An 11365-nucleotide genomic window follows, 5' to 3' on the forward strand; every position below is an offset into this window, starting at 1 on the left:
CCGATGACCCCAGCCCATGCCATGGAACGTAGCTCGGAAGCGTCGTCGGCGCACACCCCGCCGGTCGTCTTCGTTGTCGACGACGACATCTCGGTGCGTGAGTCGCTGGAAGCGATGATCCGCTTCGCGGGTTTCAGAGTGGAGACCTTCGCCTCCGCGAAGGCGTTTCTTGAGTGCCCGCGCGCCATGGCCCCGAACTGCCTGGTGCTGGACGTCAGCCTTCCCGATCTCAGTGGCCTCGACCTGCAGAGCCTGATAGCAGCCGAGCGCACCGACATGCCGATCATCTTTATCACCGGCTACGGCGACGTGCCGATGACGGTGCGGGCCATGAAGGCGGGAGCGCTTGAATTTCTCACCAAGCCTTTCGAAGATGAAGTCCTGCTTGATGCCATCCAGCAGGCCCTCGAGCGCAGCCGCGTGGCATTGGCAGAGAAAGCCGGGCTCAACGCCCTCCAGGAACGCTACGCCTCACTCAGTCCACGCGAGCGCGAGGTCATGGCGCTGGTGGTGTCGGGCCTCCTGAACAAGCAGGTAGGCGGCGAGCTGGGCATCAGCGAGATCACGGTGAAGGCGCACCGCGGGCAGGTCATGCGGAAGATGAATGCCCGCTCGCTCGCCGACCTGGTGACCATGGCTGCGAGGCTTGGCCTTGAACGCGTGTTGAAGTAGCCCACATTCGCCCGCCTCGCGGTGTTCCCGTTCCCCGGGTACGGGCGACCACTCGCGCGTCAGCGCCTGTCGACGTCGAGCACCGCCTGCGCAAACGCCGTGGGCGCCTCCTGCGGCGGGTTGTGGCCGATCCCCCCCGTCAGTTCCCGGTGCTCGTACCGGCCAGTGAACTTGCTGGCATAGGCGCTGGGTTCCGGGTGCGGCGCGCCGTTGGCATCGCCTTCTATGGTAATGGTGGGCACGCTGATGGTTGGGGCCGTGGCGAGTTGCTTCTCGATGTCGTCGAACCTGGCTTCGCCGCTGGCCAGGCCCTGCCGCCAGCGGTAGTTGTGAATGGTGATTTCCACGTGGTCGGGATTGTCGAAGGCGGCGGCGCTGCGGTCGAACGTGGCATCGTCGAAATTCCACTTCGGCGACGCCAGTTTCCAGATCAGCCTGGCGAACTGGCGCGTGTACTTCTGATAGCCGGCGCGACCACGCTCCGTGGCGAAATAGAACTGGTACCACCACTGCAGCTCGGCTTCCGGCGGCAACGGCAGCTTGCCGGCCGCCTGGCTACCGATCAGGTAGCCGCTGACCGAGACCAGCCCCCTGCAACGCTCCGGCCATAGGGCGGCCATGATGTCGGCGGTGCGCGCGCCCCAGTCGAAGCCTGCCACCGCGGCGTTCTGGATCTTGAGCGCGTCCATCAGCGCGATCATGTCGGCGGCTATTGCCAAGGGTTGGCCGTTGCGCATGGTGTCGGCCGACAGGAAAGTCGTCGAACCATAGCCGCGCAGGTAGGGAACGATCACGCGATAGCCGCGAGCCGCCAGCAGGGGCGCCACGTCGACAAAGCTGTGGATGTCGTAGGGCCAGCCGTGCAGCAACAGCGCGACGGGTCCTGTGGCCGGGCCGGCCTCGGCGTAGCCGACATTGAGCACACCGGCGTTGATGTGCTTGATCGGTGCGAAGGTCGTATGGGTGCCCGGCCTGGTCAACGGCAGGGGCGGCGCCTTCGACATACCGGTTTGTGCGTGGGCGGCCTGCGACAGGCCGAACGGGGCTGCGGCCAGCGTCACTGCTGCGACACTCAGAAAGCCGCGACGAGGCAGATCGATTTTTTCCAGCATCTTCTTCTCCTGTGTGCGTGATCAACGTGAGCGCGAGTCTAAGTGACCGTGGCAAGCGCCATGTGTCGAAGTTCAGCGGGTTTTGTATCGCTGTGTATATATCCACGATTGCCAAATACGCTGATACAAAACGGCTCGGCTGGACGCGGACCTGCCGAGCCTTCTATAGCACTACGCCGCGCGATGCGCATCCGAATCCAGCGCGCGGCGGTTTGAGTCAGGGGCCCGACGATTCCGGCTTACGCACTGCGCCTTGCTCATGGATAGCCACAGCGATGGTCGAGGCGACTACCGCTACGCGCTACGCCGTCCACTCCAGTCATTTCGATTTGCGTGATGACCGGGGCAAGACGTCGCGCGAAGGCGCCGCCGGGATAGGTTCGACGCTTTGTGCGGGGTCCGCCGGGGCGTCCGTGAGGTTCAGGCCGCTTGAGGAGCGGGCGCCATCGTAGTACGGATCGAACTTGCTGGTACCGTCGGTATATGGGCTGCGCGGTTCCTGCACCGAACGGGCGCCGTCGGTGTACGGGTCACGTGGGTCGCTTCCCGAACGGGCACCGTCGGTGAACGGCTCGCGAGCGCCAACGGAAGATGGGCTGGCTGCCTGCGAACCGGTTGCCGCGGCAACCAGGGTAATCGCGACGAGAGAGCACTTGGCGAGATTGGTAATCATGTTCGGTTTCCTTGAGCGGTTGGTTAGGGATCGGTCCGGCACTAGCGGATTCGATGCTGCATGCCGCGAGCCATGGGTACGCATTGCAGGAGATCGATGCATAGACGACTCCCGAAGATTGCCTGCCACGAAGCCATTTAAGCCGAAGAAGGTGCGGAACTCCATTGAACGATGGTATCGACGACGCCTGCGTACCGGGGAAAAGGAATGGTCGGGACCGCTGGGATGCGGCTGTACCGATGCCAGTGCGTGCCGCGCCCGCCCAGGACCGCACTATTTGTCCCCGCACAACCTCATCTGCATAGCGGACTCGGCTACCCCTTCCCACCGATACGAAGGTGTCACCAATACCATCGGCCAATGGAACTCCGCACCACCTTCCGCCTAAATTTGCCTCGTGGAAGACAGCCGTCAGGCGTCGTTCATGGCAAACACGCGCAAAGTCAAGGCCGAGCGCGTTTGATCAAGAGGAGAGGAAAGATGTCAGAGAAATTCAATTCTCGACGTCGCGGCTCCATGCGCACTCCCGCGTCGCCACTTCCGGAGTTCAGACCGAAGCTGCCGCCATGTCGAGGATCTGGAAGCCGGGGCGACGACGAGACCGATTCGGTTCATGTTGTCCTGAAAGGAGGGAAGCTTCCATTCAGGACACAGGCTAGGGCCCTATCCTAACGCTGCCAATCCACTCACAAAAACTCTCCAGATGCGCTCTCTCAACCACGGAAGAGGTATCGAATGAACGGCACTGCACTGGCCTGCACCGCTGTCCTGGGTCTGCTCCTATTCGCGCTTGGACTCGCCATCTCAGTTCAACGGACACGGCTCGGCGTGCTGAGCGGCTACGCCCCTGAGCCCGATCAGCTGCTGACCAAAATGGTTCGCGCACACGGCAACACCGCCGAGTACGCGCCGTTCCTCGCGGTGCTCTTTCTGTACCTTGGCGCTCAGCATCCGCCTGCCTGGCAACTCTGGTGCATGGCAGGTGCAACTGCCTGCCGCCTGCTTCTGGTGGTCGGACTGCTTGCCTGGCCCACCATGTCGAAGCCCAATCCGGCCCGCGCCGTTGCAGGCCTGGGAACGTACGCGTTCGGGGCGGCCCTTTGTGTGGCCGTCCTCGTACGCTGACCTGCACAGCCGACGGCACACCAGGATTTACTCAAAACCTTGAAGGGAATCCCATGAAGACATTGAAGGCCCTTATCCAGACCGCGGCCCTTGCTGCCACAGTAAGCAGCGTTGCGTCCGCCGCGGGCACCGCACCTCCGCCTGCTGCGGACGCCCGCAAAACCACAGTCGTGCTCGTGCACGGCGCCTTTGCCGACGGGTCCGCCTGGGACAAGGTCGTGCCCCTGCTCCAGGCCAAAGGCCTCAACGTCGTCTCGGTCCAGAACCCGCTGACCTCGCTGGCCGACGACGTGGCAGCCACCCGCCGCGCGCTCGACAGGCAGACCGGAACGGTCGTGCTCGTGGGGCACTCCTGGGGCGGTGTGGTGATCTCCGAGATCGGCCAGCATGAGCGCGTCAAGGCCCTGGTCTATGTCGCTGCGTTCGCACCTTCGGAAGGCCAGTCGGTGGCGGACCTGGCCAAGGACTACCCGACACCCGATGGGTCCAACTTCCTTGTCGCCGACAAGGAGGGGTTCCTGACCCTAAGCACCGAGGGCGTGGCGAAGCACTTCGCCCAGGATGTGCCGGCGGCCCAGACCAGAATCATGGCCGTGACCCAGGGTCCCGTCAGTGGGAAGAGCTTCGAGGAGAAGATCACCGTCGCCGCATGGAAGACCAGGCCGTCCTGGTACGTCCTCACGGAGCAGGATCACATGATCCAGCCTGCGCTGCAGAAAGCGATGGCGCAGAAGATTTCCGCACGCGTCGTGACACTGCCGACGAGCCACGTGCCGCAGTTGTCGAGGCCGAGGCAGGTTGCGGATGCCATCGTCGCGGCCGCGGAGCAGCAGTCGAAGTGACCGGAGCTCCCGCGCCGATCGTCTGGCTTGATTCCGTCTTCGTTCTCCAAGGGATACCTCCATGAACCTCGACAAACCGATCGCCTCGCCACTGTCTCGCCGTCGCTTTATTGCCTCGGCAACCGCGTTGATCGTCAGTCCCTCCGTGTTCGCCCTTCCTGACTTCACCAGGACGATGTCGTCCTCCGGAACAGACGCAATTGTCGTCGCCGCGGCATCGGTGCCGCGCCAGGCCAGCGACGATGAGCGGGTTCGCCCGTTTACCATCCGCGTGCCCGAAGCTCAGCTTGTGGACCTGCGCCGGCGGATCGCCGCGACAAAGTGGCCGTCGCGGGAACTGGTGACGGATGCATCGCAGGGCGTGCAGCTGGCCACGATGCGCGAGCTCGCGCGCACATGGCAGACGGACTACAGCTGGCGCAAGTTCGAGGCGAAGCTGAACGCCTTGCCACAATTCATGACGACGATCGATGGGGTGGACATCCATTTCATCCACGTTCGTTCGAAGCATCGGAACGCGCTGCCGGTCATCGTCACGCACGGGTGGCCCGGCTCTATCGTCGAGCAGCTGAAGATCATCGAACCGCTGACCAACCCTACGGCGCATGGGGGAAGCGCGTCGGACGCCTTCGACGTCGTAATTCCGTCATTGCCGGGCCACGGGTTTTCAGGCAAGCCCACCACGCTCGGCTGGGACCCCATCCGCATCGCGCGTGCCTGGGTCGTGCTGATGAAGCGCCTGGGATACACGCGATTCGTAGCGCAAGGCGGCGATTGGGGCAATGCGGTCACCGAACAGATGGCCCTCCTGGCGCCTGCGGAATTGGCCGGCATACATACCAACATGCCTGCCACCATCCCCGACGACATTGCGAAGGCGCTCCAGACCGGCGGCCCGCCACCATCCGGCCTCTCGGCGGACGAGAGATATGCGTACGAGCAGCTCGACTTCTTCTACAAGCATGGCCTGGCCTACGCCCAGGAGATGAGTAACCGTCCCCAGACCCTGTACGGGATCGAGGATTCACCCATCGGCCTCGCTGCCTGGATGCTCGACCACGACGCGCGCAGTTACGCGCTCATCTCACGCGTCTTTGCCGGTCAGACAGAGGGGCTGACGGGAACCGACATACTCGACAACGTCACGCTCTACTGGCTGACGAACACGGCAGTCTCCTCGGCCCGCCTCTATTGGGAAAGCAAGCTGGCCTTCTTCGCGCCGAAAGGGGTCGCCATCCCCGTCGCCGTGAGCGCATTTCCCGACGAGATCTACACGGCCCCGCGAAGCTGGACAGAGCGGGCGTATCCCAGGCTCGTGCATTACGGCAGGCTCGAAAAGGGAGGCCACTTCGCCGCCTGGGAACGGCCGGAGGTCTTCGCGGCGGAGCTACGCGCGGGGTTCAAGTCCATGCGGAACTGAAAGGCGTCATCCGCGGCACCGACGACGCGCAGCCGTGACGAGCCGATAAGAGCCTGACATCCGCAAAGCAAAAAGGGGGACTGCATGACTGCGGCCCCCATTTTGCAACGTAACTAGGACGTTTCCACGACTTCATGGCGTTTCACCAGTGTGCCGCAGGAACAAAGTATGGAATTCCCAAAGCTCCTCACCCCAAAAAATACTGGATTCCATTAGTGGGCGCGGACTTCGGCAACTTTTAAGAATGGACCTCACCCGAATCGGAGCGCAGAAAGACGGTCACCTCGCGCAATTTTCGAGCCTGCCACGAGGGGGGAACAAAGTTTGGAAAAATCACCGGTCTTCGTATGGCTGCGACGACCTTCCGCGTGGAAAGAATGCGGACGATTCTCGGAACGAATTGCGAGCATCCGGGTGGGGCGGAAAGAGATGCCCATGTGCTCCGGCATCGTCGCCTCGCAGTCGGCGCTGTACTCATTGCGGCGGGGCGGCGCATTCGTTGTCATCCAGTCGTCCTCATCAACCGAAGGTGAAAGCGTAAGCGTGGGCATAGGCGTCCAGAAAGCGGATCTCGAACGTGTGTTCGCCGACGGCACCAACTGGTAGAGCCGCGTCTGGGTAATGGCACCGTTGCCGGCTGCATCGGTATCTGCACCGTGGCTGTCGCCAGGGGGCTTACCGTCGGGGATCGCAGCTGCCAAGATCGCCCTGGCTGATCTGGCAGACCAGTTGCCTGCGATGCTAACGGATGGCTTGCAAGACCAACTATCTCGGCTGCTAGTCCATCGCGTCTTTGAAATAGCACCCCATTCATCTATGATGGATGCATGGGAAAAATGAACTTGGACGAGCTCGAACGAGAGCAATTGTTGGCAGCCACGCGCAGCCAAACGGTGCGTGTGGCGGATGTGCGTCGGGCCAGGTTGATCCTGATGCTCGAAGACGGGGAATCGCGCGACGCGATCATACAGCGGCTCGGTTGCGATTCGCGCTTTATCGCGCGTTGGTCGCGCCGGTTTCTGGCCGAGCGGCTGGCGGGCCTGTACGCACGCCATCCCGGCAGAGCCCCCGCGCGCGCGCCGGAGAAGCTTGAGGCGCGTGTGTTGAACACCACGCTCAAGCGCAAGCCAGCCGACGGCTCCACGCATTGGAGTAGTTACAAGCTGGCCGCAGAGTTGGGCAACGTGTCGGTCTCGACTGTGCAACGTATCTGGCGCAAACATGGTCTGCGTCCCCATCGACTGGCACAGCACATGATCTCCAACGATCCGGACTTCGAGACCAAGGCTGCCGACGTCATTGGCTTGTACCTGAACCCGCCGGCGCATGCGGTGGTGTTCTGCGTGGATGAGAAGACCGCGATCCAGGCATTGAACCGCAAAGACCGCATGTTGCCGCTGTCGCCCGGGCGTGCCGAAAGCCATGGATTCGAGTACAAGCGCAACGGCACCTTGAGCCTGTTTGCCGCGTTGAACACGGCCACCGGAGAAGTGCTAGGCAAGACCGCGGCGCGCCACACCAGCGAGCAGTTCGTGGCGTTTCTGACCGATATCGTGGCCCATCAGCCCGATGGTCAGGAAATCCACGTGATCTGTGACAACGTGAGCAGCCACAAGACGTCGCGCGTCCAGGAATTCCTGCGGGCCCATCGGCACGTGCACATGCACTTCACGCCCACATATTCGTCGTGGCTGAACCAGGTGGAGAATTGGTTCTCCCGTATCCAGCGTGACGTCATTAGTCGCGGCATCTTTACTTCCGTGAAGGACCTGGACCGAAAGCTGATGCGCTACATCCGTCAGCACAACGAGAATCCGGCACCCATCAAGTGGAAGTACAACGACCCAACTCGGCGAATTCGCCCGGTGCCATTTAATTGACGCAGTGTACTAGCGCTCGACGAGCAGATCCAACGGATTGAGCAACGCATTATGGAATGGCGTCGCAGTGACGAAGCGTGCCACCGTATCTCCGACATCCCAGGGGTTGGCTTGTTGACAGCCACCGCCGCAGTCGCCGTCCTTGGGAACGCCCACACCTTCAAGTCCGGACGAGAGTTTGCAGCCTATCTTGGACTTGTGCCTCGACAAAATGGCTCTGGCGGCAAAGTCAAACTCGGCGGCATCAGCAAGCGGGGCGACGTGTACCTCCGCACCTTATTGATCCACGGGGCGCGAGCCGTGATCTCACGCGCCCGTCGTTTGCCTGACCATCTCAGATCCATGCTTGCAAGGCGACCTACGAACGTCGTCACTGTAGCGCTGGCCAACAAAATGGCGAGAATCATTTGGGCCCTGCTGGCATACGGACGCACGTACCAGGCACACCTCGCTCCACCATTGCCGGGTTGACTTCGATGCCACGACTACCCACACCTTTCACGGTTGCATAGGTTGATATCGAACGATGGCAAGATAGGTCGGACCGCGCAGAGGCAAACCTGAAACTTTACTAGGACAGTAGATGAGGACCTCTGCGGCGAAATCCATCGGGGCCGGCGGACTTACTTCTGCGATCGAGTCCGAATATAAGTCCGCAACCATCCTACTCGCCACCAACGCGATCAACGTGGGGCCAGATCGGCCCGAGATCAAGCCCTCGACGCGGCCGTCACACAAAGTGCGGAAGACCCATCATTACTTATATGGTCGCCTCCCTTTTGCAAGGGATATCGCGTTACCATGAGCCAAGTTCTCGGTGGGATCGATCGTATTCTCGCCCGTGTGGGTAAGCGCGGCACGGTCGGAGTCCAGGAATTCCTCCGCCGACTCGAACACCAGCGCCTTAAAGCCGAACTCGTGCAACAGGTCAGGCAGCGATTCGCGCACCGACGCATCGTCGTCGACCACCGCGATCAGCAAGCGGTCAGCCATCACAGATTCCCCACGGCCTGCCCCGCGCCCGCGAACGTGGACTGGCCAGTGGCAGCGGGACCATCGGCGGCCGCCATGCCGTCCGGACGACATGGGATGGAGAATGCAAAGGTGGCACCAAATGACTCGTTCGGAGTGGCCCACAGGTGGCCACCGTGGTTCTCGATGATGCAGCGACTCACGAACAGGCCGATACCCATACCGTCCTCCTTCGTCGTGTGGAACGCATCGAACAGCTTGTTCGCGCTCTGCGGTTCGAAGCCTGTTCCGGTATCGATCACGGCGAACCGCACCTGGTTGCCGTCGTCGCGTTCGATCCTGATCACCATCTGCCGCGGGCGGCCTTCCACGTCCTGCATCGCCTCCCCGGCGTTGAGAAGCAGGTTCAACACCACCTGCTGGAGTTGGACCCTGTCCCCGGTCACGGGGGGCAGATCGTCGGCGATTTCCTGGCGCAGCACGATCCGTTTCCTGAGGATTTCGCCGTGCAGCAACTCGACGACCTCATGTGCGGCCTCGCCCAGATCCACCGCGTCGGTCATGACGACACACTTCCTGAACAGTGCACGCAGGCGCGTTATCACCTCCGAGGCACGGTACCCGTCGCGGATCGTGCGCCGCATGATTTCCAATGCACCTTCGACATTGGGGGGGGCCGCGCCCAGCATGCGCAGGCCGGTGTTGGCGTTGGTCATGATGCCTGCCAGCGGCTGGTTGATCTCATGCGCGATCGAGGCGGTCAGCGCGCCCAGGCTGTTGACGCGGCTCACGTGAGTGAGTTCGGCGCGAAGCCTGTGGACCGCTTCCTCGGACTGCCGGCGCTCGGTGACGTCCTGCATGGCGCCGATGTAGTGCAACCGGCCCTGTGGGTCACGCGTGGCGTGAGCCCGCAATAGCACGTACTTGACCGATCCGTCGGGCAGCAGCAGGCGATAGTCGAACTCCAGGTCCTTGCCGTCCCGCGCCCGATCGATCATGTCATGAAGCACATGAAGGTCGCCAGGGTGGACCTCCGCGGCAAACATGTCCATCGTGATCGGCACGCCGGACTCGATCCCGAAGATCCGATAGAGCTGTTCCGACCAGTTGAGCTCGCCGGTTGCCGGACGCCAGCAAAAGCTTCCGCTCAGGCTGAGTTGCTCCACCTTGGCCATCAGTGCCGCGCTCTTCCGGAAGCTTTCCTGGCTGCTTTTCAGCGCTACATCGCTTCTTGCACGCTCAATGGCAATGCTCGCGATGCGCGTGAATTGTCCGATCAGATCGCGTTGGAATGGCGTGGGCTCTCCCGGCTCCGACCGATGGATGGCAAGCGTGCCAAGCAGTTCCTGCGTACGCGACAAAATCGGTGTCGACCACGTCGAGCGCAGTCCGTGTGCAAGGCATTGCTCTTGCCACTTCCCCGTCCAGCGCGACTCCGACGCAATATCTGATACGAGTACCTGCTCCTTCAGCCACGCGGCCATGCCACAAGGTCCCGACACAGGACTGAGGGGGGCCCCTGTCGAAAAAAGGATGGAGGCCGGCGGGAAACTTGGTGCACCCCACCACTGGATGGTCATGTCGCTGCTATCGATCTGCACGATGCAGCAGAGGCAGCCGCTCAGGATCTCTTCGACCAGGCGGCACAGGTCATCCAGAACCGTTGGCAAGGGCAGCCCCCTCGCGACCATTTCGAGCAGGCGCTTCTCACCCGAGCGCGCCGCCTCGGTCCGTTTACGTTCGTCGATATCCGTCTGCAGGAAATACCAGAGAAGGATCTGGCCCTCGTTGTCGCGCAACGGAAAGCCCTGCCCGTGAAACCATTGGTAGACGCCGTCGGCACGGCGATGGCGCGACTCGCCGTCATAAGGCTCGCCAGTGCTGAGCGATGCATGAAACGCCGCAATGACTGCCTCCCGGTCATCGGGATGGGTCAGGCCGTTGCTTTTCCAGGACTTGAGTTCCTCGAGGGTCACCCCGGCGTAGTCGAGCGTGTAGCGGTTGGCATGTAGCACGTCACCATCCCGGGTAAAGAGAACGACCCGGGTAGGCAGGCTGTCCACGATCAGCGCAAGGCGCTGCTCGTGCTCGCGCCGTGCTTCTTCGGCCTGTTCGCTGCCTTCGATAGCATCCACGATGCGACTGAGTTCTCTATCCATCACCGTTCTTTCCTGTTGGCGCGTGATAGCGCAACGATTGCTGTGTGCGGACGGCCCGTCAATATACTTGGTGTCGGTATTGGCGCGGGGTTGTGCCTCTGATTCGTTCCGTATCGAATCCCTTTTCTTGACGCGCCGAATGCCCGAGTGGCCGGCAAGCCTCTCTCGAGTTTTTCTGAAAACGTCCATTCCCGATCGTCCACAAATCCCAGGAATCGGAATACCCGGTGGTGGTGATTCCCATCTCGACTCAGCATTACATGATGCTCTGCAGAGGTGTAGGCGCGGCTCACAACTAGCTCCTAGGAAATCCAACGGCTTGTGTAGCAACTTCTCTGACCGGTTCACCCGCATCGGCAAACTCTGGCAGTCCTGCCCTAAGGGCGCCGCTTGCGCGTTACCGACGCTCGGTCAATCGTTAGAGGGATGTAGACGTCGGCAGCTGCCGACTCAGGCGCAGTCCCGGGCGACTCGAAGTGTCCGTTCAACCGGTTGCCGGAAGGATCCTCA

At 62.0% G+C, this 11365-nt stretch carries 10 protein-coding genes and 1 pseudogene; 7 read left to right on the forward strand and 4 right to left on the reverse strand.

What is annotated here, in order from left to right:
* Nucleotides 1–3: 3 nt before the first annotated feature.
* Nucleotides 4–672, forward strand: coding sequence for a response regulator transcription factor (locus tag ACW4E8_RS39820; protein WP_455281269.1), 669 nt, complete (start codon nucleotides 4–6; stop codon nucleotides 670–672).
* 59 nt (nucleotides 673–731) lie between these two features.
* Here the strand turns inward: ACW4E8_RS39820 and ACW4E8_RS39825 are convergent, their stop codons facing one another.
* Entirely contained in the window at nucleotides 732–1784 is a 1053-nt protein-coding gene (locus ACW4E8_RS39825) for an alpha/beta fold hydrolase (RefSeq protein ID WP_456809494.1), read from the reverse strand.
* 319 nt (nucleotides 1785–2103) lie between these two features.
* Nucleotides 2104–2457, reverse strand: a complete 354-nt coding sequence (locus tag ACW4E8_RS39830; RefSeq protein WP_455281265.1) for a hydroxyquinol 1,2-dioxygenase — start codon at nucleotides 2455–2457, stop codon at nucleotides 2104–2106.
* Between the two features lie 735 nt (nucleotides 2458–3192).
* Between ACW4E8_RS39830 and ACW4E8_RS39835 the strand changes: the two genes are divergently transcribed.
* The 6 genes and pseudogenes from ACW4E8_RS39835 to ACW4E8_RS39860 all read left to right on the forward strand — a co-directional run.
* Nucleotides 3193–3582 (forward strand): MAPEG family protein, encoded by a 390-nt coding sequence (locus ACW4E8_RS39835; protein ID WP_455281263.1) that lies wholly within the window; start codon nucleotides 3193–3195, stop codon nucleotides 3580–3582.
* A 53-nt stretch (nucleotides 3583–3635) separates the two neighbouring features.
* Complete coding sequence (locus tag ACW4E8_RS39840) at nucleotides 3636–4424, forward strand: alpha/beta fold hydrolase (protein ID WP_456809495.1); 789 nt, start codon at nucleotides 3636–3638, stop codon at nucleotides 4422–4424.
* A 61-nt stretch (nucleotides 4425–4485) separates the two neighbouring features.
* Nucleotides 4486–5844 (forward strand): epoxide hydrolase family protein, encoded by a 1359-nt coding sequence (locus ACW4E8_RS39845; RefSeq protein ID WP_456809496.1) that lies wholly within the window; start codon nucleotides 4486–4488, stop codon nucleotides 5842–5844.
* A 435-nt stretch (nucleotides 5845–6279) separates the two neighbouring features.
* Complete coding sequence (locus tag ACW4E8_RS39850) at nucleotides 6280–6450, forward strand: hypothetical protein (protein WP_455281257.1); 171 nt, start codon at nucleotides 6280–6282, stop codon at nucleotides 6448–6450.
* A gap of 221 nt (nucleotides 6451–6671) precedes the next feature.
* Complete coding sequence (locus tag ACW4E8_RS39855; RefSeq protein ID WP_456809497.1) at nucleotides 6672–7724, forward strand: IS630 family transposase; 1053 nt, start codon at nucleotides 6672–6674, stop codon at nucleotides 7722–7724.
* Between the two features lie 15 nt (nucleotides 7725–7739).
* Nucleotides 7740–8195 (forward strand): annotated as a pseudogene (locus tag ACW4E8_RS39860) (IS110 family RNA-guided transposase); the annotation flags it as partial.
* A 285-nt stretch (nucleotides 8196–8480) separates the two neighbouring features.
* On the opposite strand, the gene ACW4E8_RS39865 reads toward ACW4E8_RS39860, so the two are convergent.
* Together ACW4E8_RS39865 and ACW4E8_RS39870 are read right to left on the reverse strand one after the other, a co-directional pair.
* Nucleotides 8481–8717 (reverse strand): hypothetical protein, encoded by a 237-nt coding sequence (locus tag ACW4E8_RS39865; RefSeq protein ID WP_455281255.1) that lies wholly within the window; start codon nucleotides 8715–8717, stop codon nucleotides 8481–8483.
* Nucleotides 8717–10855 (reverse strand): PAS domain-containing protein, encoded by a 2139-nt coding sequence (locus ACW4E8_RS39870; RefSeq protein WP_456809498.1) that lies wholly within the window; start codon nucleotides 10853–10855, stop codon nucleotides 8717–8719. Before ACW4E8_RS39870 ends, ACW4E8_RS39865 begins: the two co-directional genes overlap by 1 nt.
* Nucleotides 10856–11365 lie beyond the last annotated feature (510 nt).

This window comes from Cupriavidus sp. CP313 (assembly GCF_054072015.1).

Coding starts and splice junctions, on each gene's coding strand:
- ACW4E8_RS39820 (WP_455281269.1), top strand. CDS start 4: ATGACCCCAGCCCATGCCATGGAACGTAGCTCGGAAGCGTCGTCGGCG.
- ACW4E8_RS39825 (WP_456809494.1), bottom strand. CDS start 1,784: ATGCTGGAAAAAATCGATCTGCCTCGTCGCGGCTTTCTGAGTGTCGCA.
- ACW4E8_RS39830 (WP_455281265.1), bottom strand. CDS start 2,457: ATGATTACCAATCTCGCCAAGTGCTCTCTCGTCGCGATTACCCTGGTT.
- ACW4E8_RS39835 (WP_455281263.1), top strand. CDS start 3,193: ATGAACGGCACTGCACTGGCCTGCACCGCTGTCCTGGGTCTGCTCCTA.
- ACW4E8_RS39840 (WP_456809495.1), top strand. CDS start 3,636: ATGAAGACATTGAAGGCCCTTATCCAGACCGCGGCCCTTGCTGCCACA.
- ACW4E8_RS39845 (WP_456809496.1), top strand. CDS start 4,486: ATGAACCTCGACAAACCGATCGCCTCGCCACTGTCTCGCCGTCGCTTT.
- ACW4E8_RS39850 (WP_455281257.1), top strand. CDS start 6,280: ATGTGCTCCGGCATCGTCGCCTCGCAGTCGGCGCTGTACTCATTGCGG.
- ACW4E8_RS39855 (WP_456809497.1), top strand. CDS start 6,672: ATGGGAAAAATGAACTTGGACGAGCTCGAACGAGAGCAATTGTTGGCA.
- ACW4E8_RS39865 (WP_455281255.1), bottom strand. CDS start 8,717: ATGGCTGACCGCTTGCTGATCGCGGTGGTCGACGACGATGCGTCGGTG.
- ACW4E8_RS39870 (WP_456809498.1), bottom strand. CDS start 10,855: ATGGATAGAGAACTCAGTCGCATCGTGGATGCTATCGAAGGCAGCGAA.